Origin of the sequence: Rhodanobacter sp. K2T2 (assembly GCF_013408815.1) — a bacterium.
Taxonomy (GTDB): Bacteria; Pseudomonadota; Gammaproteobacteria; order Xanthomonadales; family Rhodanobacteraceae; genus Rhodanobacter.
The window spans coordinates 166,802-188,997 of the sequence record NZ_JACCCA010000002.1; the positions used below are offsets into that span (position 1 = coordinate 166,802).

The 22,196-nt window shown below is 62.9% G+C and carries 22 protein-coding genes; 8 read left to right on the forward strand and 14 right to left on the reverse strand.

Annotated elements, in window-relative coordinates; translation table 11 throughout:
• Window positions 1-41 precede the first annotated feature (41 nt).
• Window positions 42-377 (reverse strand): hypothetical protein, encoded by a 336-nt coding sequence (locus HDE78_RS04125; RefSeq protein WP_179477263.1) that lies wholly within the window; start codon window positions 375-377, stop codon window positions 42-44.
• A 356-nt stretch (window positions 378-733) separates the two neighbouring features.
• Here HDE78_RS04125 and HDE78_RS04130 point away from each other — a divergent pair, with 356 nt between their 5' ends.
• On the forward strand, window positions 734-1,366 hold the full coding sequence (locus HDE78_RS04130; RefSeq protein ID WP_179477264.1) for a DUF4124 domain-containing protein: 633 nt from the start codon (window positions 734-736) through the stop codon (window positions 1,364-1,366).
• A 216-nt stretch (window positions 1,367-1,582) separates the two neighbouring features.
• Window positions 1,583-2,278 (forward strand): mobilization protein, encoded by a 696-nt coding sequence (locus HDE78_RS04135; protein ID WP_179477265.1) that lies wholly within the window; start codon window positions 1,583-1,585, stop codon window positions 2,276-2,278.
• Between the two features lie 71 nt (window positions 2,279-2,349).
• Here the strand turns inward: HDE78_RS04135 and HDE78_RS04140 are convergent, their stop codons facing one another.
• The 4 genes from HDE78_RS04140 to HDE78_RS04155 form a co-directional block, all read right to left on the reverse strand.
• Window positions 2,350-4,152: a DUF885 domain-containing protein gene (locus HDE78_RS04140; protein WP_179477557.1), complete on the reverse strand. Its 1,803-nt coding sequence runs from the start codon at window positions 4,150-4,152 to the stop codon at window positions 2,350-2,352.
• 174 nt (window positions 4,153-4,326) lie between these two features.
• Window positions 4,327-4,521 (reverse strand): hypothetical protein, encoded by a 195-nt coding sequence (locus HDE78_RS04145; protein ID WP_179477266.1) that lies wholly within the window; start codon window positions 4,519-4,521, stop codon window positions 4,327-4,329.
• 59 nt (window positions 4,522-4,580) lie between these two features.
• Window positions 4,581-5,018, reverse strand: a complete 438-nt coding sequence (locus HDE78_RS04150) for a GGDEF domain-containing protein (protein ID WP_179477267.1) — start codon at window positions 5,016-5,018, stop codon at window positions 4,581-4,583.
• Window positions 4,966-5,523 carry a GGDEF domain-containing protein gene (locus tag HDE78_RS04155; protein WP_179477268.1) on the reverse strand — a complete coding sequence of 186 codons (558 nt, stop codon included), beginning with the start codon at window positions 5,521-5,523 and terminating at the stop codon, window positions 4,966-4,968. Before HDE78_RS04155 ends, HDE78_RS04150 begins: the two co-directional genes overlap by 53 nt.
• 586 nt (window positions 5,524-6,109) lie before the next feature.
• On the opposite strand from HDE78_RS04155, the gene HDE78_RS04160 reads away from it, so the two are divergent.
• Together HDE78_RS04160 and HDE78_RS04165 are read left to right on the forward strand one after the other, a co-directional pair.
• The gene (locus HDE78_RS04160) at window positions 6,110-7,894 is read left to right on the forward strand and encodes an alkaline phosphatase family protein (RefSeq protein WP_179477269.1); all 1,785 of its coding nucleotides are present in this window, start codon (window positions 6,110-6,112) and stop codon (window positions 7,892-7,894) included.
• A 229-nt stretch (window positions 7,895-8,123) separates the two neighbouring features.
• On the forward strand, window positions 8,124-9,488 hold the full coding sequence (locus tag HDE78_RS04165; RefSeq protein WP_255457621.1) for a cytochrome c peroxidase: 1,365 nt from the start codon (window positions 8,124-8,126) through the stop codon (window positions 9,486-9,488).
• A gap of 512 nt (window positions 9,489-10,000) precedes the next feature.
• Here the strand turns inward: HDE78_RS04165 and htpG are convergent.
• Together htpG and htpX are read right to left on the reverse strand one after the other, a co-directional pair.
• On the reverse strand, window positions 10,001-11,878 hold the full coding sequence (htpG, locus tag HDE78_RS04170) for a molecular chaperone HtpG (protein WP_179477271.1): 1,878 nt from the start codon (window positions 11,876-11,878) through the stop codon (window positions 10,001-10,003).
• 109 nt (window positions 11,879-11,987) lie between these two features.
• Window positions 11,988-12,872 (reverse strand): protease HtpX, encoded by an 885-nt coding sequence (gene htpX / locus HDE78_RS04175; protein ID WP_179477272.1) that lies wholly within the window; start codon window positions 12,870-12,872, stop codon window positions 11,988-11,990.
• A 271-nt stretch (window positions 12,873-13,143) separates the two neighbouring features.
• On the opposite strand from htpX, the gene HDE78_RS04180 reads away from it, so the two are divergent.
• On the forward strand, window positions 13,144-14,049 hold the full coding sequence (locus tag HDE78_RS04180) for a YihY/virulence factor BrkB family protein (RefSeq protein WP_179477273.1): 906 nt from the start codon (window positions 13,144-13,146) through the stop codon (window positions 14,047-14,049).
• Between the two features lie 43 nt (window positions 14,050-14,092).
• Here HDE78_RS04180 and HDE78_RS04185 read toward each other — a convergent pair whose 3' ends face one another.
• Window positions 14,093-14,767, reverse strand: a complete 675-nt coding sequence (locus HDE78_RS04185) for an epimerase (protein WP_179477274.1) — start codon at window positions 14,765-14,767, stop codon at window positions 14,093-14,095.
• Between the two features lie 111 nt (window positions 14,768-14,878).
• Between HDE78_RS04185 and gluQRS the strand changes: the two genes are divergently transcribed.
• Complete coding sequence (gene gluQRS / locus HDE78_RS04190; RefSeq protein ID WP_179477275.1) at window positions 14,879-15,745, forward strand: tRNA glutamyl-Q(34) synthetase GluQRS; 867 nt, start codon at window positions 14,879-14,881, stop codon at window positions 15,743-15,745.
• Window positions 15,746-15,909: 164 nt separating this feature from the next.
• The gene (gene phbB / locus HDE78_RS04195; RefSeq protein WP_179477276.1) at window positions 15,910-16,647 is read left to right on the forward strand and encodes an acetoacetyl-CoA reductase; all 738 of its coding nucleotides are present in this window, start codon (window positions 15,910-15,912) and stop codon (window positions 16,645-16,647) included.
• Window positions 16,648-16,692: 45 nt separating this feature from the next.
• Here phbB and HDE78_RS04200 read toward each other — a convergent pair whose 3' ends face one another.
• Window positions 16,693-17,481 (reverse strand): tRNA threonylcarbamoyladenosine dehydratase, encoded by a 789-nt coding sequence (locus HDE78_RS04200; RefSeq protein WP_179477277.1) that lies wholly within the window; start codon window positions 17,479-17,481, stop codon window positions 16,693-16,695.
• Window positions 17,482-17,649: 168 nt separating this feature from the next.
• Between HDE78_RS04200 and HDE78_RS04205 the strand changes: the two genes are divergently transcribed.
• Window positions 17,650-18,039: a cytochrome c gene (locus HDE78_RS04205; protein WP_179477278.1), complete on the forward strand. Its 390-nt coding sequence runs from the start codon at window positions 17,650-17,652 to the stop codon at window positions 18,037-18,039.
• Window positions 18,040-18,076: 37 nt separating this feature from the next.
• Here HDE78_RS04205 and HDE78_RS04210 read toward each other — a convergent pair whose 3' ends face one another.
• The 5 genes from HDE78_RS04210 to HDE78_RS04230 form a co-directional block, all read right to left on the reverse strand.
• Complete coding sequence (locus HDE78_RS04210) at window positions 18,077-18,379, reverse strand: DUF962 domain-containing protein (RefSeq protein ID WP_179477279.1); 303 nt, start codon at window positions 18,377-18,379, stop codon at window positions 18,077-18,079.
• Window positions 18,380-18,481: 102 nt separating this feature from the next.
• Window positions 18,482-19,357, reverse strand: a complete 876-nt coding sequence (locus HDE78_RS04215; protein WP_179477280.1) for a pirin family protein — start codon at window positions 19,355-19,357, stop codon at window positions 18,482-18,484.
• Window positions 19,358-19,383: 26 nt separating this feature from the next.
• Window positions 19,384-20,448 (reverse strand): NADH:flavin oxidoreductase/NADH oxidase, encoded by a 1,065-nt coding sequence (locus tag HDE78_RS04220; RefSeq protein WP_179477281.1) that lies wholly within the window; start codon window positions 20,446-20,448, stop codon window positions 19,384-19,386.
• Window positions 20,449-20,592: 144 nt separating this feature from the next.
• Window positions 20,593-21,498: an alpha/beta fold hydrolase gene (locus tag HDE78_RS04225; RefSeq protein WP_179477282.1), complete on the reverse strand. Its 906-nt coding sequence runs from the start codon at window positions 21,496-21,498 to the stop codon at window positions 20,593-20,595.
• A gap of 103 nt (window positions 21,499-21,601) precedes the next feature.
• A complete protein-coding gene (locus HDE78_RS04230; protein ID WP_179477283.1) occupies window positions 21,602-21,811 on the reverse strand; it encodes a cold-shock protein in 210 nt (69 codons plus the stop codon).
• Between the last annotated feature and the right edge of the window lie 385 nt (window positions 21,812-22,196).

Genomic DNA, 22,196 nt, shown 5'->3' on the forward strand with positions numbered 1-22,196 from the left:
AAAGGCCGCGATCCGAACGGATCGACGGCAGGCACGGCGCCTCAGGCGATGGGCGGGCGCAGCTCGGAGCTGACGTGCCACTGCAGCGGCACGGCGTGCGAGGTCATAGGACGAGACCCTGCGAGGAGCGCGCATGGCAACGTCAACGCGTCGGGAACATCCAGCGTGTCGTGCTCGGCGTTGTCCTGCGGGGAAGCGGTGTCGTCCAACTCGGAGGTATCCGGATCACCGGCAGCGCTATCGACGGCAGCCGCCAACGAATGACTCGATGTGAAACCCGCATGCGTCGCTGCCGCCGTACTCAGCAACCCGGCGAACAGCACCAGTGCAAGCAGCGCACGGAGCAGAGGACGGCGATGGACGATGGCAGAAAGCATGCATTCAACCTACGCAAATCGATGCACCCTGACAAGTGGTGCACTGCAAGATAATTTTCCATCTTCAGCTTCGCGGAGCCTGGACGTCCGTACATCGCGTCATATCGAGGTTTTCTTCAAAAGAGAAATAGCCGTCCGATTCAGTTAGGCCTTTCACTGAGCCGGTGTCGTCCGACACCTCGGCTCACGTGTCTGCGCGATGCATGCCAGCGCGAACTTCCTAACGAACGCGGAAAGCAGGCGCCACTTTTCCGATCGATCGCACCGGGCAACGAACAGACAACGCGAGGCATTATTTCTGCGTTTTTTACTTCAACGCTTTTATTACGCTCGATAGGTGCAAAATAGTGCCCAAGATGAACAGCCAGCCCCACGCCAAACGACTTTTCTGTCTCGCCGCGATTCTGCTGGCGACGTCCGGTGCTGCCGGTGCGCAGGACATCTACAAATGCACGAAGGCTGGACAGGCTGTCTACACCGACCGACCGTGCATCGGTGGCAGGGGCGAATTGCTGCATCAGGCCGACGACACGGAAATCATCGACCAGTATCTCGACCTCGGCCAGGACGACGCGGCGAAGCGCTATGCCGTCTCGCACAACATCGCCTCACTCTACAAACAGCGCCTCGACGCGCGCAAGCAGCGGATCGAGGCGAAGGCGCAGCAGCAGGCCGACGAAGCCGAAGCCGACCGGCAGCAGCAGGAAGCCGATCTGCGGCAGGCCCAGATCGATGCGGCAGCCGCGCGCGGCCGGCTGCAGGGCGAGAACGACGCGCTGCGCCAGCAAAACGCCATGTATCAGCAGCAGCTGGCGCAGCCGGTTTACGACGATGCCGGCCCGTACTACAACGCCGCACCCGGCTACTGGGGCGGCATCCCTCCGTACGACGGACATCACCACCCTGGCGACAACAAGCCACCCAGGCCGCCGATTCCGCCCGTTTTTCACCCGTGCGTACCGGTTGCCGGTGGCACGGTGAAGTGCTGAGCGTCAGATCGTAGGCATGACTCCAACGACGCCATATCGCCGCTCTACAGATCGAGGATGGCTTGCGTCCGGCATCGGCATCCATCTCGCTGGCGCCTTGGCGCAGCGGGATGAAGGCTAATCACAAGAATCCGGTCGACATCTTCACCCGGTATTTTCTACGCTTGACCTTCCCCGCTTCATTTCATCCGTTCAAGCAACCAGGAAAAACCGGACATGAGCCACATCCACTTTATCGGTGGTGAAAAAGGCGGCGTCGGCAAGTCGGTGGTGTGCCGCGTGCTGGCCCAATATTTTATCGATCGCGGCATGCCGTTCCGCGGCTTCGATACCGACCGATCACACGGCGCGCTGCTGCGCTTCTACGCCGACTTCGCCCAGCCGGCCGTGCTCGATCGGCACGACAGCCTCGACCCGGTGATCGAGTGCGCACTAGAGGATCCGCAGCAGCACGTGCTGGTCGACCTTGCGGCGCAAACACATCAGGCGTTGACCCGCTGGCTCACCGATTCCGACGTGCCAGGGCTGGCCGCGGAAAGCGGCCTGACGCTGACCTGGTGGCACGTGATGGACAGCGGCCGCGATTCGGTCGATCTGCTGAGCCAGTGGCTGGATCAGTTCGGCGGCAAGCTCGATCTCGTGATCGTACTGAACGAGCTGCGCGGCGATCGCTTCGATATTCTGGACGCCTCCGGCCAGCGTCAGCGCGCCGAAGCGCTGGGCGCCAAGATCATTTCCCTGCGCCGCCTGCCCGACACCGCCATGCTGAAAATCGACCAGCAGAACGCCAGCTTCTGGGCCGCACTCAACCATCCCGATCGCGCGAGCACAGGCCTCGGCCTGCTGGAGCGTCAGCGGGTCAAGGTATGGTTGAACAACGCTTACGCGGAACTGGGCAAGCTCGAGCTCTGAGCTGAGCGCCGGCAGATCCGACCACGGTTATCGCCCGACAACTATCTGCCGGGCGATAACCGCTGTCGTCGTTACTGCGGCCGCTTGCCGCCGTGGGCGGGGATGAACTGCGTGTCCACTGCTTCGGCCAGCTGATCAGGCGGCAGCAGGCCCTGCGCGATCAGAAAGTCGTTGAACTGCTTCAGGTTGAAGCGGTCACCCAGTTCGATCTGCGCATGCGCGCGCAGCTCGAGCAGGCGGGTATAGCCGTAGAAGTACGCGGTGGCCTGACCCGGCGAGCGGAAGGTGAAGCGGTCCAGTTCCTCGCGTGCGAACGCCTCGGACAGACCCACATCGTTGACCAGAATGTCGTGCGCACGATCGTGTGTAATCAGGCCCAGATTGAGCATCGGGTCGAGGAAAGCACGCGCCGCGCGCAGCAGACGCAGCTGCAGCACGATCATCTGCCCGCCCTTCGGCTCGTACGGCATCATCATGTATTCGGAGTACAACGCCCAGCCTTCGACGTTGACGCTGTTGAACGCGAACAGCGAACGCGCCAGCGAGACGCCATGTTCGACCATCGCCGAAAACTGCAGCTCGTGCCCGGGCCTGCCCTCATGCGCGACAAGCGTCCACGCGCAGGATTTGCAGGTGAAGTCGTCGTAGGCCTGGTTGTCGCCCTTGCCGTTCGGCGGATTGCCCAGCGGCAGCACAAAGGCGCCGCGTTCGCCGTGGTTGTCGATCAGCGGAGGCGGATCCATGTGCGGCGCCGGCTCGGCAGCGCTCTCGGCTTCGGAGGCCACGCGCATGATCATTTCGCGATTGGGCAGCGAGACAATGCCCTGCTCGCGAATGATGTCCTGAATCTTGCCGATCACCTGATGGTAGTAAGGCTCGATCGAATCGCGATCGAGCTGATCTTTCTTCAGCCCCTTGATCACGTCGCGATAGTCGGTAGCGCCTTTTATTCCCTCAGCCTTTGCCACATCCGGTGCCATCATCTGCATCTGCGCCTGGGTTTCCATGAACTCCAGCTCGGCCCGCTTGATCAGCTCCTGCGGACTGATGTCGAGCCCGACCTGCTTGAGGTTATTGGCGTACACCGCTGGCGGCAGGCGGAAATCCGTGCGCGCATGCGGCAACACGGTGGACTTGACCCAGGCGTCGTACTCGTTCAACTGGTTCTGCAGCGTATCCAGCGCGGGATCCGCGCCGTCGATCTTGTACTTGGCGTACAGCTTGCGGATGCCGTCGACGTAGCGCCCGGTATTCGCCAGATTCTGCTCGACTTCGACCTTGTACGGGCCGATCAGCTTCGCATCGCCGAGTTTCGCCTGAAACAGCGCCTGCGCCTCCTTGGTCACCGGCACACAGCCCGGAGTCATGCCGACATAGCACTGCAGCCGCTTCAGCGCCGCCGGCCGGCGCGCAGGCGCGACCTGATCCTGCAGCAGGGTGAACTCGCCCTGGAAAATCGTCTGGCCGATGTCGTTGTAGGGCAGCAAGTATTGCTCGTTGAGCTTGCTGCCCTCGATGCTGCGATCGGCGGCCTTGATCATGATTTCCAGATCCTGGCGCACGTCCGGGTCGGTTTCCGCCGCCAGCTTTTTCTGCAGCTGATCGCGCGCCGCCGTGAGCGCCGCACGCGAACGTTCGCCCACGTTCGGCTTCAGATCGATGGCCTTGTCATCGAAGCCCGGAAAACCGAACTGCGAGGCAAATTCCGGATTGAAATCGGCCAGTGCCTTCAGCAGCGGCTGCGCATCGGCATTGCTTTTGGCGACCCAGCCCGGCGTGGCCGGCGTCGCCGAAGTCGATGCGCTGGTGGGCGCTACCTGCGCCGCAACCACGCCGCTGATGGCCAACGCGATACCCGCAATCAATGGTTTCAACATGAATAGATCTCCCCGGTAGATAGCCGAGCGTAGACCGTGCAGCGCCATGCCGGATATGCCGAAGGTCATGCAGGTGCCATTCGGCAGCATCTAGTGGCCTGAGCGGCGGCACAAGAAAACGGCGCGAAGGGACTCAAACGCCATGCCAAACCTGGCTAGCTCGGCGCCCGATTAAATCCGTGCCTGCGGATACAGCCAGCGGGCCTCGGTGCGGGTGATGAGAACCGGCGGGCCGGAGGTTTCGTTCCACAGCGCGCCGCATACTTTGCAGCGCATGAGGTAGGCAGGCATTTTCGGATTGGCCGCCACACGCTCAAAGCGGTCATAGGGCGCGCGATAGCCGGACTGGCACTCGGTACAAAGCATCGACGTACTTCAAAACGGGATAGACCCATAATCCCACAGGTCGACCGGATGCCATGGACTCAGAACGAGCAGACTCGCGCCACACCGACCGGACGCAGCGTATCGGCGTGCGGCGACGACGCCGGCGTGACCCGATTGCGCCCCTCGGACTTGCTTTGATACAGGGCGCTGTCGGCGCGACCGATCGCTTCCTCCAGATTTTCATCGGGCGCCAGCGACGCAACGCCCAGCGATAGCGTGAAGGCCATCTTGCAGCCGTCGTGATCGACGGCCATCCCGGCGATGCGCGCACGCACGCGCTCGGCGAAATGCAGGGCAGCGTCGGTGTCGGTATTTGGCAGCAGAAAGAGAAACTCCTCGCCACCCCAACGCGCGACGACGTCCTGGCCGCGGCACGCGTCACGGAACATCGCGCTGGCCTGGGTCAGGACCAGATCACCGGCCTCATGCCCGTGCTCGTCGTTGATGTGCTTGAAATCGTCGATATCGGCAAGCACTAGCGACACCGGCTGAACGGCGTACCGCGCGCGCGATTTCCGGCAGCGCCAGCTCGATCAGATGACGACGGTTGGACAATCCGGTCAGCGCGTCGCGCGTGGCCAGCTCGCGCAGCTTGCGTTCGCTCTTGCGCACCAGTTCGTAATAGAAACGCGCCGTGTAACTGGCCATGACGAAAAAAACCGACACATTGAACAGGTTGAGAATCTGCAGCGCCGCATCGCCTATCGGCGCCAGCGTGCCGATGACATGCGCTGCCTGGTGCAGACCCATATAAGCCAGAAACAGCACGATCAGCGGCAGCGCCACCTGCCGCATGCTGCCGCTGACCACGATGGCGGGAATGAACATCAGCAGGTAATAGTGAAAGCCGCTGTCCCAGCCCACCAGCAAGGTGCCGATGGCCGCATGCCCCACCACCTCGGTCCAGATCAACGCCAGCGCGGGAAAATTCCGCCGCCGCAGCAACGCATATGCCGCTCCGTACATGACGATGCTGACCACGTTGAGTCACACGAGCAGCGGCGAACCCTCGACCAGAAAAAACACCAGAAACGCCGCGTCGACCGAAGCGGCCAGAACGGTCACGCGGCGGGTCATGACCCAAAACGCCGAATGCGCTCTGCTCGGACGCCGGATGCCCGCCGAGTCCGCAGCCGCCGCCCCCGGCACAGAGCCGGTAGCGGGAGCAGGGTGCGATGTTGCGGACATGTCGGGCGGACGCCTGTGTTCGATCAGAACGGTGACGGGATACGGCTTATCGCTGTATGCCTGAGTGTTGCACCACGGCACGCACCTGACCAGATGTAGAACCATAAGGGATAAGAGCCCGTTCAACATATCCCCGTGCCACGCATCGCCCTTCTGCGCAGCAGCTCAATGATGCAAATCCGAATCATTCGGCAGCCGCCCTGCCAGCGAATCGCATCTGTAGCCCTGTCTCGGAATGTTCATGTCGGGATGCTTGAATGACGTTTGAGCCCAGCCCGGTCTTGCCGTGGCCAGCTCTCATCTATGCAGCGTTTCATCGCATTTCGCCGCCACCGCCCGATCGGTGCTTCCCGTTGCATCCCTCAACAGGAGTCCTCACATGTTCCGCCATCGACTATTCCGCAAGACTCTGCTGTGCGCTTCCATCGCCTCCGTAGGCCTGGCCCTCGCCGTTTCGGCGCAAGTGGCGCCTCAGGCGGCCTCCCCCGACCACGGCGGCATCAACTGGCCCGTGTGGCCGGGACACCCGACTCCCCAGGATGCCGTGCGAACGGCCACGCCGATCAAGCATCTGGTCGTCATTTTCAGTGAAAACCGGTCCTTCGATCATTACTTCGGCACCTATCCGGTGGCGCAGAATCCGGCGGGTGAGCCGGAGTTCAAAGCAGCACCCCATACCCCGTCGGTGCAGGGACTGACGCCGGCCCTGCTGACGCAAAACCCGAACGCGCTCAACCCGGTGAACGGTGTCAATGCGGTCAATCCGTTCCGACTCGATCGCACGCAGGCCAATACCGAAGGCCAGAACCACTCCTATACACCGGAGCAACTGGCCTACGATAACGGCCTGGCCGATCGTTTCCCCGCGTATACCGGTAACAATACGGTCAGCAGCACCGGGGCCTTCGGCACCAACGGCCTGGTCATGGCTTATTACGACGGCAATACCGTCACTGCGATGTGGAACTACGCCCAGCATTTCGCGCTGAACGACAACGCCTACAGCGACACTTTCGGGCCCTCGACGCCAGGCGCGCTGGCTGTCGTCTCCGGCACCAACAACGGCGCACAGGCCATCGTCGGCTCCGCTTCGACCGTGCCCGATGGCCAGGGCGGCCTGACCCTGATCGGCGACACCGACCCCGCGTACGACAGCTGCTCGTCGACCACCAGCACGGTGCGCATGACCTCGAAAAATATCGGCGATCTGTTGAATGCCCGCAATCTGACCTGGGGCGGGTTCATGGGCGGCTTCGATCTGACGGCGACCAACAGCAACGGATCCACGGGCTGCACCCGCAGCACCTATTCGAGCGTACTGGCGTCGACCAAGACCGACTACGTCCCCCATCACAACTGGTTTCAGTATTACGCCTCAACGGCCAACGCGTCGCACGCTCGCCCTAGCTCGATCGCCACCATCGGCTATACCGATCCGAAGGACCGCAGCGCCACGCCGGTGCACCACGAATACGACGTCAACGATTTTTTCAGCGCCGTGTCGGCAGGCAATTTCCCCTCGGTGAGCTATCTGAAAGCCCCCGCCGTGGGCGATGCGCACCCGGGCAATTCGGATCCGCTGGACGAGCAGCAGTTCGTCGTCAAGGTGATCAACTTCCTCGAACAGCAGCCGGACTGGAAGAACACCGCCGTCATCATCACCTATGACGATTCCGACGGCTGGTACGACCATCGCTACGCTTCGCCCACCACCTCGTCGTTCGATTCGACGACAAAAGAAGGTTCCGTCACCGGCGCCGATCAGCTCAACGGCTCGGGCAAGTGCACCGGCCCGCATGCCAAGCCCGGCATCGGCGTGAACGGCGGCGTGGTCAATGGCCGCTGCGGTCCGGGCACGCGCGTGCCGTTCCTTGTGATCTCGCCGTATGCCCGCGTGAATTACGTGGACGATACCCGCATCACCCAGGCGTCCGTCGTGCGCTTTATCGAGGACAACTGGCTCGATGGCCAGCGTATCGGCCAGGGCTCGAACGATGCGACCACCGGCAGCATCATGAGCATGTTCGATTTCCATCGCGGCCCGTTCGAACTGGCTCGACCGATCTTCCTCGATCCCGTCCAGGGCACCAGGGTTCCTGCACCGATCGATCAGCGCCTGCAGCAAACCGCTCAAGTGGTCGGACGTTCGAACAAGGCGCTATAAGTCTCGCCAAGACGATATCCCTGCCCGGATCTGAACTTCACCGGACAGGGATATTTTCGCTATTAGCTTGCCTTCAGCCAGATATCATGTGCTGCGCAGATGCCTGGCTGGATGCCGGCTCGGCCTACCAGACGCCATGGACGCTATCGGATACACGCTCTTGCCGTTCGACACCCGATCACCTCAAGCATGCGCGCCCCGTCGCCGCGCACCATCATTGAAAGCCGCCTTGTGCCTGACGGTAGCTTGCAGCGGCCTGCTCATCGGCAGGCTTGTCAGTGGGGCCAACGCGCAGTCGGATACTGGCATAGCCTATCCCAACGGCGTGAATCCGCATCCAGTCACATTGAATCTGCCGCCCGTGCAGCCGCTGAGCGCCGTCGCGCAGCTGGGCAAGCAGCTGTTTTTCGATCCCTCGCTATCGGGCTCGGGACGCGAGGCTTGCGCCTCCTGCCATAGCCCCCAACACGGCTACAACCCGCCGAACGATCTCACCGTGCAACCCGGCGGCGTCGAGATGAATCGCCTTGGCCAGCGGCCAGCGCCCTCGCTGGCCTATCTTTACCGGCAGCAACCTTTCAGCATCGGCCCCGATAGCTCACCGGACGATGTCACCGTCAATCTCAACGTCGTTGCGGCCTCGGCGAGCACTCATGCCAGGGCGCAAAAATCCGCCGACGCCGCGCCGCCGCCCGCCATGGTGCCGCAGGGCGGCTTGTTTTGGGACGGCCGCGCCGATTCACTGCAGCGCCAGGCCTTTTTCCCTGCACTGGATCCGGCCGAAATGGCGAACAGCAGCACGGCGACCTTGGCCAGCGCGCTGATCCGGCCCGCCTACCGCCGGCAGTTCACCCAGCTTTTCGGCCCGACCATCGTCAACGATCCGGATCGACTGGTCTCCGAGGCGATGTTCGCCCTCGCGCGCTACCAGATAGAAGATCCGTCCTTCCACGCCTTCACCAGCAAATACGACGCCTGGCTGCAGGGCAAGGCCACGCTCAGCCCTGCCGAAATGCGCGGCCTCAAGGCCTTCAACGACCCGCAAAAAGGCAATTGCGCCGCCTGCCATCTGAGCCAGGTCACCGCCGATGGCCTGCCGCCGCTTTTCACCGACACCCAGTACGAAGCGCTGGGCGTACCGCGCAACCCGCACCTGCCCGCCAATAAAGATGCCGAGCACTTCGACCTCGGCCTATGCGGCCCCATCCGCAAAGATCTGACCAGCCAGAAACAGTACTGCGGCATGTTCCTCACACCGACCCTGCGCAACGTCGACCGGCGCGCCGTGTTCTTCCACAACGGCGCATACACCACGCTGAAACAAGTGATGGACTTCTACAACCTGCGCAGCGTCCAGCCCGAAAAAATCTACCCCCGCAACGCCAACGGCAAGCTCGCACTCTATAACGACATCCCCGAGACACTGCGCGGCAATGTCGACACCAAAGACGCCCCCTTCGACCGCAAAGTCGGCGACAAACCGGCCATGTCGAACCTCGACATTCAGGACATCATCGCTTTCGTGCACACGCTCGACGATGGCTTTACGCCGCCACCCCAGCCGAGCAAAACCGAAGCTATCGGCGCCAACTAGGCAAGCCTTTCATTCGTCGCTGCTCCGGTCGCAACGCGACCAAACCACGGTCACCGAACTCAGTGCGTGGACAACAATGCAGCCACCGGCCATTTGATACCCGCACTCGATGGCTTCAGCATGGATAAAAGAAATCGCCTGCAGCGATAACCTTGGTCGCAAAAAAAAACGGCGCCCTCGCAGATGCCGGCAATGTCCCTAAGCGCGCACGCTTTAAAAGGTGTACTTCAGCCTCAACAGCAGCGACCAGCGCTGTGCCAGATCGTCACTCGCGTTTGTGTAGGTGGGAATGCCGCGGGGATTGCGCATCGATAGCAAGTAGGGTGTGCAAGGACAGGAGTAATGGCGCCACCGGCAATCTTTCCAAATCAAACGCCTAAGCAACCGCTTTTCGCGACTGATTTTTACGGGATAGATTCCCCTCCGGAGGCACTCACAGCGGAGTTCCGGCATATGCCATAAAAAAAGCCCGACGAAACTTCGACGGGCTTTTTTCACAGGTTTGGTGCGGCTTATGTCCCCAGCAAAACCCGATTCATCCGCTGCACAAACGCCGACGGATCGGGCAACTGCGCACCGGCCGCGATCTCCGCCTGATCCAGCAGCAGCAGCGCCAGATCCTTCGCCTTGCCGTCGTCGGTTTCCGACTCCACGCGCTTGACCAGCGCGTGCTGGGGATTGATTTCCAGCGTGGGCTTGGACTCGGGCATGTCCTGGCCGGCTTCGCGCAGCAGGCGCGCGAGATGCGGGGCCATTTCGTAATCGCTCAAGGCCAGGCACGACGGTGAGTCGGTAAGGCGCGCCGAGACCTTGACGTCGCCAACGCGATCGCCGAGCAGGTCCTTGAGCTTCTTGAGCAGCGGCTCGGCTTCCTTGGTGGCTTCTTCCTGCTTGGCCTTGTCGGCGTCGTCCAGCGGCACGTCGCCCTTGGCGGCGCTCTTGAGCTTTTTGCCTTCGTACTCGCTCAAGCTGCCGATCATCCATTCGTCGATACGGTCGAACATCAGCAGCACTTCGATGCCCTTGGCCTTGAACGCTTCGAGCTGCGGGCTGCCGAACGCCGCGGCGTAGCTGTCGGCGGTGATGTACCAGATCGCTTCCTGGCCGATCGCCATGCGGCCGATGTAATCGTCCAGCGACACGGTCTGCTGCGTGCCTTCGCCCTTGGTCGAGGCGAAGCGCAGCAGCTTGGCGATGCGCTCGCGGTTGTTGGCATCTTCACTGATGCCCTCCTTCAGCGTGTTACCGAAGGCCTTGTAGAAGGTGGCGAATTTCTCGGGCTCGTCGCGCGCCAGCTTTTCGATCAGGTCGAGCACGCGTTTGACGCAGGCGGCCTTGATCCGCTCGAGCTGACGGTTGTGCTGCAGAATTTCGCGACTGACGTTGAGCGGCAGATCGTCGGCATCGACCACGCCACGCACGAAGCGCAGGTAGTTCGGCAGCAGCTCTTCGGCCGCGTCCATGATGAAGACGCGCTTGATGTACAGCTTCAGGCCTTTGCGCTCGTCGCGGCCGCCCATCATCAGGTCGAACGGCGGCTGCGCAGGCAGATACAGCAGCGTGGTGAAGCTCTGGCTGCCTTCGACGCGGTTGTGCGTCCAGGCCAGCGGCTCGTTGAAGTCGTGGCCAAGCGACTTGTAGAAGCTCTTGTAGTCGTCGTCGCTGATCTCCGATTTGGGTCTGGTCCAGAGTGCGGAGGCGGCGTTGATGGTTTCCCATTCGTCGGTCGGCTTGTCATCTTTCTCGATCGGCATGCGGATCGGAAACGCGACATGGTCGGAATACTTGGTGATCAACGAACGCAGCTGCCAGCGCTTGAGAAACTCGTCCTCGTCGGCTTTCAGATGCAACACAACGGAGGTGCCGCTCTCCGGCAGCGAAACCTGCTCCAGCGAATACTCGCCCTTGCCGTCGCTCTCCCACTGCACGCCTTCGCTCGCGGCGGCGCCCGCGTGGCGGCTGCGCACCGTGACCTTGTCGGCGACCACGAAGGCGGAATAAAAGCCCACGCCGAACTGGCCGATCAGGCGCGCGTCGGCTTTCTGCTCGCCGGACATCGCTTCGAGAAAGCGCTTGGTACCGGAGCTGGCGATGGTGCCGATATTGGCAATGACCTCGTCGCGCGTCATGCCGATGCCGTTGTCGCTGATGGTGACGGTACGCGCCTGGGAGTCCCAGCTCACGTCGATATGCAGCTCGCTGCCAAGCGTCGCCAGCTCAGGGTGCGCGATCGACTCGAAGCGCAGCTTGTCACAGGCGTCGGAGGCGTTGGAGATCAGCTCGCGCAAGAAGATTTCCTTGTGCGAGTAAAGCGAGTGCGTGACCAGATGCAGCACTTGGGCGACTTCGGCTTCGAATTTGCGGGTTTCGGTGGTGGCTGTTGCGTTCATGGGTTGCCTATAAGTGACGTTTTACGAGTAGTTAAAAAGGGGCGAGGGACGAGTAGCGAAGGCGCAAGCTCGATGCAACGAGGGTACGCGCTCGCCCCTCGTCCCTGGATCAGCTCTTCTGCAAAGCGGCGATGCGCTCGTCCAGCGGCGGGTGGCTCATGAAAAGGCGCCTGAAGCCTTCGGCCAGGGGGCCGGAGATACCGAACGCGGCGATGGTATTGGGCAGCGTGCTTTCGCCATGATTGACCTTCAGCCGCTGCAAGGCGGAGATCATCGCATTTCGGCCGGCGAACTGCGCGCCGGCCTGATCGGCACGGAACTCGCGCCAGCGCGAGAAAGCCGCCACGATCATCGAGGCAAACAGGCCGAACACGATCTGCAGCACCATCACCACCACGAAATAGCCGATGCCGCCACCACGGTTGTCGCGACCGCCGGACAGCCAGCTGTCGACCGCACGACCGACGATGCGCGCCGCCAGAATCACCAGCGTGTTGAGCACGCCCTGGATCAGGGTCAGCGTGACCATGTCGCCGTTGGCGATGTGGCCGATCTCGTGACCGAGCACGGCCTTGATCTGCTCGCGATCCATCTGCTGCAGAAGGCCGGAGCTCACGGCGACCAGCGCGTTGTTCTTGCTCATGCCGGTGGCGAACGCGTTCATTTCCGGTGCGTCGTAGATCGCCACCTCGGGCATGCCGATGCCGGCGTTCTGCGCGTGCCGGCGCACGGTGTCGAGCAGCCAGCGCTCGGTCTCGTTCTGAGGCTGAGCGACTACGCGCGCGCCGGTCGACCACTTGGCCATCCATTTGGAAATCGCCAGCGAGATAAAGGCGCCGCCCATGCCGAACACCGCGGCAAACGCGAGCAATCCACCCATGCCGCCATAGCCGCGACTGGCAGCCATTTGGTCGATGCCGAACAGGTGACAGACGATGCTCAGCAATATCAGTACGGCAATATTGGTGAGCAGGAAGAGGGCGATGCGGCGCATGGTTTTCTCTCGGACTCGATCAGCTAAGGTCAAAAGGAAAAAGCCTGTTAAAACGACTTCAAGGTTTGCTTATGATTCGGGGCACATTGCCACTGTTTCAAGGATGAGACCGCGCGGAAGCCATGCCGGTTCAGGCCCGCCGCAGCGCCGCCATCCGCATTTCGCTCGCGTACGGCGAATGCGCATACCCCACTTTTCGCCAGCTCTTCACCGTGGCGCAAGCAGTCTTTGACACGGACTCATCAGGCGTCATCCAGTTCGGGGTTTTCCCATGCGCTATTTTAAAACAGCCAAGCTCACGGTCCAGTCAGCCGCCATGGGCTTCAGCGATGACGAACTGCTGACCCGCGCTGCCGCGCTGGCGTTCTATTCGGCACTATCGTTCGCACCGCTGCTGGTGCTGCTGATCTGGCTGGTGTCCATGCTGCACAGCGGCTGGGACGTGCGCCTTATCGATGCGCTGAATGGCATGGTGGGGCCACGCGCGGCCGATGCCGTGAAGGGCATCATGGACAGCGCCAAAGCGCGACCTCAGACCGGCAATATCGCCGGCATCATTGGTCTGCTGGTGACACTGTTCGGCGCGTCGGCGGTGTTCGCGCAACTGCAGGGCACGCTCAATCGCGTGTGGCGGGTCAAGCCCAAGCCCGGCGCCGCCGTAGGGCAATGGGTGCGCACGCGGGCACACGCGCTGGCCTTGCTGGTCGGCATCGGTTTTCTGCTGGTCATATCCTTTGTGATCAGCGGCATCATCGAGGCCGTGGTGCCGGGCGACACGCTGGCGTGGCTGATCATCGAGGATACGATTTCTACCGTGATTTTCGTGCTGGTGTTCGGCGCGATGTACAAGGTGCTGCCCGACGCATTGATCGAATGGAGCGACGCGCTGGGTGGCGGCCTGCTCACGGCCATCCTGTTTTTCGTCGGCAAATTCGGCATCGGCCTGTACATCAGCCACAGCAACGTCGGCGGTGCCTACGGGCCGGCCGGCGCCTTTGTGGTGCTTCTCACCTGGGTGTACTACTCGTCGATCATCGTGCTGATGGGCGCCGAACTCACCCGCGGCCTGGCCGATGCGCGCGGCAAGCCGATTCGGCCCAGCGCCCACGCGGTGGAAATCGAGGCGACACCGGCCGAGAAGATCAATGCGTCGGTGACCACCGGCCGCTCAACATGAGCATCGAAGGGCTCGCCTCAGACGCGTGGCAAATCCGCTGGCCTCAACCTGCCGCCGCGACCAGGGCGTTGATATCGGCGGTCTCGAGTACCGGCTTGGATGCGCCGCGGCGCGCGACGGCGAGCATCGCCTGCCCGACCACTTCGGTGGTGAGGATCGTGGACGGCATCATTGTCCGCAGCAGCGGCAGCAGCGGCCGCGTCAACGAATAGAAGATCTGATACGTCGAGGTTTTGGAACGCACGCCGCGCATGGGCTGGATGATGCCGGGGCGAAACATATAGGCCGCCTTGAACGGCAACCTGAGCAACGCGTTCTCCGTGCGCCCCTTGACCCGCGCCCACATGCTGCGGCCTTTTTCCGAGCTGTCGGTGCCCGCACCCGACACGTAAACGAAGGTCATCTGCGGATTGAGTCGCGCCAGCGTGGTCGCCACGGCCAGCGTGATGTCATAGGTGAGCTTTGAATAATCTGCTTCGGTCTTGCCGGCTGAGGTCACGCCAAGGCAGAAGAAACAGGCGTCGAAACCGATGAGCTCCGATTCGATAGCGCTGTAGTCCAGCAGATCCGTGTGCACCAGATCACGCAGCTTGGGGTGCTGCCGATCGAGCGCGGTGCGGCCCACGCTCTGAACCAGTGACACATCCGCCGCCTGCAGGCATTCGATCAGCACACCCTGCCCGACCATACCGGTGGCGCCAAACAAGAGAACTTTCATGCGGCCACTCCTCGATTTTATCCGTCTGCGCGTGTTGCAGTATGCGATGAATCGAGACTTTCCACGTGTCCACGTTGCGGTCGGCGCGGGCGCTGCACCTAAACTACGCCGATGAATTACCGCGGCCGCTTCGCTCCCTCACCCACTGGATCGCTACATTTCGGCTCGCTGGTGGCGGCCGTGGGAAGCTGGCTGTGCGCGCGGCATGCCGGTGGCCAGTGGCTGGTGCGGATGGAGGATATCGATCCGCTGCGCGAGGTCATCGGCTCGGCGCAGTCCATACTCGCCACACTGCCCGCGTTCGGACTGATCGCCGATGAGCCCGTGCTGTTCCAGTCGCAGCGTACGGCGGCTTATGACGAAGCGTTTGAAAAACTTCGCGCCGCCGACCGCGTCTTTCCCTGCTGGTGCAGCCGCAGCGATCTGGCAGCCGCCGGCGGCGTGCACCGCGATGGCCTCTGCATCGCCGAACCCGATGACCCGCGGCCGCCCGCGTGGCGGCTGCGCGCGCCCGACAGCGACATGCTGTTCGACGACGCACTGCGAGGACCGCAGCGTTACAACCTGCGCGACGAAGCCGGCGACTTCGTGATTCGTCGGGTCGAGGGCATCTACGCCTACCAGCTGGCTTGCGCGGTCGACGACGCCTTTCAGGGCATTACCGACGTGGTGCGCGGCAGCGATCTGCTCGATTCCACGCCGCGGCAGATCTGGCTGCAGCACTGCTTGGATTTACCCACTCCCGCGTATTGGCATTTGCCGCTGGCGCTGGATGCCGATGGCCGCAAGCTCTCTAAGTCGAAGCATGCGCATCCGGTCGATCCGTCGAATCCCATGCCGGCGCTGTGGCACGCGCTGGCATTTCTGGATATTCCCGTCACGCACGCGGCGAACCGCCCGGCCGAACTGCTGGCCGAAGCACTCTCCGCATTCGATCCCGCGGCGTTGCCGCACTGCAGCTCCCGCTGCGCCGGCTGAATCGGTATAAACCTCCAAGGGCAGTGTCGCGTTCGTATCGGCGGCGGTTGGTGTATAAATCCGGGTGGGCAAATCGCGTGGAAACATCGACGCATTTAGCCATCCAATTATTTCAGGCAACTCCAGTATCTACTTTCGGCCGGCATCGGCTCTCAGGATTATTCATGACGCAACGTACGGCCTTCATTACCGGCGGTACCGGTGGTATTGGCAGCGCGATTGTCCGGTATCTGGCCGGCCAGGGGCACCGCGTATCGACCAATTACCGCAATGCCGAAAAGGCCGAAGCCTGGCACGCATCGATGAAGAACGAAGGCATCGACGTCTGCATGGTGCCGGGTGACGTCTGCGACGCCGTGGCGTGCGAAGCGATGATCCGCGCCGTCGAGGAAAAGTGCGGCCCGGTCGAGATTCTGATCAACAACGCCGGCATCACCCGCGACACGACCTTCCACAAGATGGACTACGAGCAGTGGACGGCGGTGATCAACACCAACCTCAACGCCTGCTTCAACGTCACCCGCCCCGTCATCGAGGGCATGCGCCAGCGCAAGTGGGGGCGCATCGTGCAGATCAGCTCGATCAACGGCAAAAAAGGCCAATACGGCCAGGCCAACTACGCGGCAGCCAAGGCCGGCATGCACGGTTTCACCATCTCGCTGGCGCAGGAAAACGCTCGTTTCGGCATCACGGTAAATACGGTGTCGCCCGGCTATGTGGGCACCGATATGGTGATGGCCGTGCCGGAAGACGTGCGCGAAAAAATCATCGCGCAGATCCCGATGGGGCGGCTGGGCCGGCCGGATGAAATCGCCCATGCCGTGGCGTTTTTCACCGGCGAACAGTCCAGCTGGATTACCGGTGCCAATCTGGCCATCAACGGCGGCCACCACATGGGCTGAGGCTCGGTCGGGATGAAGTCGCGTGATGGGACTTCATCGAAACACTCACTTCTTTTCGAGCAGCTTTTCCAGCACCTTGCCGACCGCGGCAAAAGCGAACGCGCCGGTGACATGCGTAGCCGCGCCCAGGCCGCCGCCGCAGGCCAGATTCAGCGGATCGCCGCCCGGCGGCCGATTGCCGGAGACCGTGCCGTCGGGCTGCGGATACTGCACGTTCTGCAGCGAATAGACAGCCGAAACACCGAAGTAACGATCGGGGTTGCGCGGAAAGTTGAAGTCTGCACGGAGCTTTTTGCGGATCAGGCTGAACATCGCGTCGTGCTCGGTACGCGAGAGGTCGCGCACGCGAATCTGGGTCGAATCGGTGCGCCCGCCGGCTGAACCAACACTCACAATTGGCAGCTTGCGACGACGGCACCAGGCGATGGTTTCAAGCTTGACCCGGAACGCATCGCAGGCGTCCAGCACCACGTCGTAGCCGCGATCGAGCAGCTCGTCCAGCGTGGACGGCGTGAGGAAGCGCTCGATGCCGTCCAATTTGATGGCCGGATTGATCGCCTGCGCACGCGTGGCGATCACGCCCACCTTGCTCTTGCCGTACTCGCCATCCAGCGCATGCAGCTGGCGGTTGGTGTTGGAGACGCAGACCTCGTCGGCATCGATCAGGGTCAGCTTGCCCACGCCGCTGCGTGCCAGCGCCTCGGCTGCCCACGAACCCACGCCGCCGATGCCGATGACGCAGACGTGCGCCTTGGAAAGCTCGGCAACCGTGCCGACGCCATACAGACGTTCGACGCCGGCGAAGCGCTCGATGGGAAACGTTTCGGCGCTCATGCGGGCCGCCGGCGGCATGGAAACGACATGGGCGGCAAAAATCTCACTGGCGTGTCCTGATGTGCTGGATCGTGCGGCATGGAGTGGCCATTTTAGCGTGCTGCGTGGATGCCACGCGCCGCGGCGCGTTATTCTCACGGCCTTGCCGACCGACGTGGAAGCGAACCGATGCGCGTAGCCTTGATGATTCTGCTGGGACTGGTGATCGGCATCATCGGAACCGCCAACGTGATGAGCACGCTGGCGGCACGCAACCCGATGCCCAAGGCCGTGATGGCGACCATGAACTATCACATGGACGCCCTGAGCCAGGCGCTGAAAAGCAAACAATGCGCCGCGATTGGCATCCAGCACCATCTGGAACGCGTGCAGTCGACGGCGACTGACATCGCGCCGACGTTCGGCATCCCCGATCAGCCGTTTACCGACGCGGCGACTCTGCTGCAGACGCGCGTCACGCAGGCGCTGCAGTCATCGCCGGCCGATTGCCCGGCCTTGGCCGCGGCGGTGAAATCCGTCGGCGAGGCGTGCAAGAGCTGTCACGACAAATACCGCTGAGCTTAGTCCCTGGCCTCGCGTACCGGGCCGCTGGCGCTTAAAACTGCAGCTTGCCGCGCAGCATGTGGCCATACATCACCCAGTCGCCCTGCAGGCTGTACAGCGGGTGCTTGAACGTGGCGGGCTGGTTCTTCTGATAGACGTAGTGGCCGATCCAGGCAAAACCGTAACCAGCCACTGGTATCAGCCAGAGCCAGCGCAGCTGTCCGGTCACCACCGCGAACACGGCAATGGTCACGACCAGACTGCTGCCGATGAAATGCATGCGCCGGCACATCCGGTTGCTGTGCTCACTGAGATAGAACGGATAGAACTCGCTGAAGCTGGCAAAGCGGGTCATGTCGAAACTCCACGATCGATCGGCCGGGCAAGCATGAATGCGTAACGAAAACCGGGCAATGAGCGCCGCAGCATTCGTACCAAGGTTGACGACGAACCGCCATCATCCGCCCGGTAACGGAATGAACTCTTCCTCATCACCCGGAACGCGCGCGTATCGTCCGGCTGCCCATTCCGCCTTGGCCTGCTCGATGCGCTCGCGGCTACTGGCGACGAAGTTCCACCAGAGGTGGCGCTCGCCATCCAGCGGCGCGCCGCCGAACAGCATCAGGCGGCTGTCTTCATGCGCCAGCAGCGATGGCGCGGACGCACCGGCCTGCACCGCCATCTGCGTGGCTGCCAGATCGAGGTCACCCCAGCGCATACCGCCTTCGACCACGTAGATGCCGCGCTCGGCATGCTCCGGCGGCAGCGCCAGTTCGGTACCCGCGGCCAGCTTCACCTCGAGCAGAAACATCGGTGCGAATACCTTGACCGGCGAGCGTTCGCCATAGGCGCCGCCAGCGATCAGGATGGCCTCGACGCCCGGGCGAGTGATGCGCGGCAGCAGGTCGCGCTCGTGGTGGTGAAATTCGGGATCGACCTCGGCATCGTCCTGCGGCAGTGCCACCCAGATCTGGATGCCGTGCAGGGTATGGCCATCGCGCCGCTCGTCCGGCGGAGTGCGCTCGGAGTGAACGATGCCCTTGCCGGCCGTCATCCAGTTCACTTCGCCCGGGCGGATGTCGGTCAGGCTGCCCAGGCTGTCACGATGGCGGATGGCACCCTCGAACAGCCAGGTCACCGTGGCCAGCCCGATATGCGGGTGCGGGCGCACGTCCATGCCCTTGCCCGCCGCGAAGCTGGCCGGCCCGATATGGTCGAAAAACACCAGCGGTCCGACGTGGCGCGCCTGCTGCGCGGGCAGCAGGCGGCGCACGGCGAATCCGTCGCCGAGATCGTGTACGCGGCCTTCGATCAGCGTCGGCTCGATATGCATGTCCATCCTCTCCGGTTCGATGACAGTTACCAGGCCCGGCCGTATTGCACCGGCGGCGTCAGCTTCACGCCCAGCTCCTTGGCTGCGCGGCGGGGGAAGTAGGGATCGCGCAAGCTTTCGCGCGCCGTGAGCACCACATCGGCCTCGCCATTGGCGATGATCGCCTGGGCCTGCTGCGCTTCGGTGATCAGGCCGACCGCGCCGGTGGCGATCTCCGCCTCGCGCCGGATACGCGCCGCAAAGGGCACCTGATAGCCCGGGCCGAGCGGGATCTTGGGATGCGCGAGCGTGCCGCCGCTGGAGACGTCAATCAGGTCCACGCCCAACGGCTTGACCTGCTTGACCAGCTGCACGCTCTCGTCGATATCCCAGCCGGTGCCGTGCTCGGCCCAGTCGGTCGCCGAGATGCGCAGCCACAGCGGCAGTTCGGCCGGCCACACGTCGCGCACCGCAGTGATCACTTCGCGCACGATGCGGCTGCGGTTTTCGAAGCTGCCGCCGTATCGATCGGTGCGCTGGTTGCTCAACGGCGACAAGAACTGATGCAGCAGATAGCCATGCGCCGCGTGCAGCTCGATCAGCTGAAAACCGGCCGCCAGCGCGCGCTGCGCCGTGGCGCGAAAATCGGCGACCACCTGCTCTATACCGGCCTCGTCCAGCGCCTGCGGCGTGTGCCAGCCGGCGTCGAAGGGAATCGCCGACGGCGCGACCGTAATCCACGGCTGCTGATCGGCAGCCAGCGAACCGCCGCCCTCCCACGGCCGCTGCGCGCTGGCCTTGCGCCCGGCGTGCGCCAGCTGCATGCCGGCGATCGCACCGCTGGCGCGGACGAACTGCACGATCGGCTTCCACGCCTTGACCTGGGCGTCGTTCCACAGGCCGGCGTCACCGTGGGTGATGCGGCCCTGTGCCGACACGGCGGACGCCTCGGTGATCACCAGCGCCGCGCCGCCCACCGCCCGGCTGCCCAGGTGCACCAGATGCCAATGGTCAGGCAGGCCGTCCGTCGCCGAGTACTGACACATCGGCGAGACCACCAGACGGTTGGGCAAGGTAAGGCTGCGCTGAGCGAAGGGGTCGAACAGATTCATGCGTTGCTCCAAGGGAGTGATCTGAGAGTGATCGGAGGAAGAATGCGCGAGTTCAGTCGATCAACATGCTGGCAGTTCTGCACGGTATCAACCGGCAGGTTCGCGCAGCGGACAAACCCGGGCCTTTCCCACCCGGCGCCTTGCCTATGCGCCGAGAGAATCCATCCAGTCCGCCAGGCGTTCGACGATCGGCGCAGGGGCCTTCATCCAGCTGAAATGGTCGGCCGGTTGGCCGCGCAGATCGTCGGGCGTCAGCACGCCAGCGCGATGGGACGACTGCGGCATCTTGCCGAGCAGCCACTCGAGCGAGGCTTTCGGCACCAGCCAGTCGTCGCGCAGGCGCAGCGCGAAGATCGGCAATCGAACGGCCGCCAGGAGCTCGTCCAGATTCTGCGACATGCCGGTCGCCGAATAGCGGCCGCTGCGGGCGCTGCGCGCCCAGTCGGCGGTGAGCCCGCGCGCCTCGTTGCCGGCAAAGCCGATGCGCCGCCCCGGGAGGTAACCGCGAAGATTCGCCGCCAGCGGTGCAAGCATGCAACCTATCTTGATCAGCAGGCTGCGTGGATAGGCCCGCCAATACGGCGCGCCGCTGGCCACCAGCACGATGCCGGCGTAGTCGGCCGAATGGAGCGCGGCATACAGCGAAGCGACCTGACCGCCCAGGCTGTGCCCACCGATCAGGCGGATCTTGTCGGGCCAGCGTGACTGCACGGCCGCGATGGCTGGCGGAAGGTCATCCAGCAACAGCTCGCGGTAGCCCCAGTTGCTGCGGCGGCTGGCCCGGCGATCGCTGGAACCGATGCCGCGCCATTCGTGAACAACCATCGCGATACCGCGCGCCGCCAGCGCCTCGGCCATCGGCAGGTAATGCTTCGCCGGCACACCCATCGCAGGCAGCCAGTACAGCAGCTGCCGCCATTCGCCGGCCGGCTGCACGCAAAGCAGCTCAAAGCGCGCACCGTCAAGCGCGGTAATCGGGATGACGATGGGCTCATGAGAGAGTTGCGCAATGGATAGGGGCGAGGCGCTGTCGGAAAAATGATCGGGCATGCGGACAGGCTAACGTGTGATGCGCCGACCACAAAACCCCTGGCCGGTCGTCGGGCACAAAAAAGCCGGCTTGCGCCGGCTCTTTCGATGGTGTCACGTCGGTTCAAACCGGCGTTACGTCCTCGGCCTGCAGGCCCTTTTGGCCTGTTACAACCTGGAACGTGACTTTCTGGCCTTCCTGCAGGCTCTTGAAGCCCGAGCCGCTGATGGCGCGAAAATGCACGAACACGTCAGGACCACTTTCCCGACTGATGAAGCCAAACCCCTTGGCATCATTGAACCACTTGACTGTACCTGTTTCACGATCCGACATGACTCACTCCGATCTATTGCTTGGCACTTAGACAAACCGGCCCCTGGGCCGACGGTTTACTGGCGTGCCTGGATCGGGTGTAGCGATGCGGATTTAATTGAGATCCCCACCGGGCACGCACGTTGCCGAGCAAACACAGTGGATAGAGCATACCTAACCCGTTTCAAGCTTGCGAGCAATTTGTCAAGGTATTTATTGCACCCCGATCCGGGGGCGGGTTACCAGGCTCCTTCAGGGTCCGCGGTCTCGAAACCGTTTCCGCCAACGAGCCAGCCGGGCGCAGATGCCTCCGTTCCACACCGTTTGTAAGCCCGCGTCGATCTCGATACGAATTTCAGATTCTTTTTACGTGCAACCTGTCTATTGTGTAGATACTGAAGAATCC

Excerpts from the sequence above, each read along its gene's own strand:
- HDE78_RS04125 (WP_179477263.1), bottom strand. The coding sequence starts at position 377 with ATGCTTTCTGCCATCGTCCATCGCCGTCCTCTGCTCCGTGCGCTGCTT.
- HDE78_RS04130 (WP_179477264.1), top strand. The coding sequence starts at position 734 with ATGAACAGCCAGCCCCACGCCAAACGACTTTTCTGTCTCGCCGCGATT.
- HDE78_RS04135 (WP_179477265.1), top strand. The coding sequence starts at position 1,583 with ATGAGCCACATCCACTTTATCGGTGGTGAAAAAGGCGGCGTCGGCAAG.
- HDE78_RS04145 (WP_179477266.1), bottom strand. The coding sequence starts at position 4,521 with ATGCTTTGTACCGAGTGCCAGTCCGGCTATCGCGCGCCCTATGACCGC.
- HDE78_RS04160 (WP_179477269.1), top strand. The coding sequence starts at position 6,110 with ATGTTCCGCCATCGACTATTCCGCAAGACTCTGCTGTGCGCTTCCATC.
- htpG (WP_179477271.1), bottom strand. The coding sequence starts at position 11,878 with ATGAACGCAACAGCCACCACCGAAACCCGCAAATTCGAAGCCGAAGTC.
- htpX (WP_179477272.1), bottom strand. The coding sequence starts at position 12,872 with ATGCGCCGCATCGCCCTCTTCCTGCTCACCAATATTGCCGTACTGATA.
- HDE78_RS04180 (WP_179477273.1), top strand. The coding sequence starts at position 13,144 with ATGCGCTATTTTAAAACAGCCAAGCTCACGGTCCAGTCAGCCGCCATG.
- HDE78_RS04185 (WP_179477274.1), bottom strand. The coding sequence starts at position 14,767 with ATGAAAGTTCTCTTGTTTGGCGCCACCGGTATGGTCGGGCAGGGTGTG.
- gluQRS (WP_179477275.1), top strand. The coding sequence starts at position 14,879 with ATGAATTACCGCGGCCGCTTCGCTCCCTCACCCACTGGATCGCTACAT.
- phbB (WP_179477276.1), top strand. The coding sequence starts at position 15,910 with ATGACGCAACGTACGGCCTTCATTACCGGCGGTACCGGTGGTATTGGC.
- HDE78_RS04200 (WP_179477277.1), bottom strand. The coding sequence starts at position 17,481 with ATGAGCGCCGAAACGTTTCCCATCGAGCGCTTCGCCGGCGTCGAACGT.
- HDE78_RS04205 (WP_179477278.1), top strand. The coding sequence starts at position 17,650 with ATGCGCGTAGCCTTGATGATTCTGCTGGGACTGGTGATCGGCATCATC.
- HDE78_RS04210 (WP_179477279.1), bottom strand. The coding sequence starts at position 18,379 with ATGACCCGCTTTGCCAGCTTCAGCGAGTTCTATCCGTTCTATCTCAGT.
- HDE78_RS04215 (WP_179477280.1), bottom strand. The coding sequence starts at position 19,357 with ATGCATATCGAGCCGACGCTGATCGAAGGCCGCGTACACGATCTCGGC.
- HDE78_RS04220 (WP_179477281.1), bottom strand. The coding sequence starts at position 20,448 with ATGAATCTGTTCGACCCCTTCGCTCAGCGCAGCCTTACCTTGCCCAAC.
- HDE78_RS04225 (WP_179477282.1), bottom strand. The coding sequence starts at position 21,498 with ATGCCCGATCATTTTTCCGACAGCGCCTCGCCCCTATCCATTGCGCAA.
- HDE78_RS04230 (WP_179477283.1), bottom strand. The coding sequence starts at position 21,811 with ATGTCGGATCGTGAAACAGGTACAGTCAAGTGGTTCAATGATGCCAAG.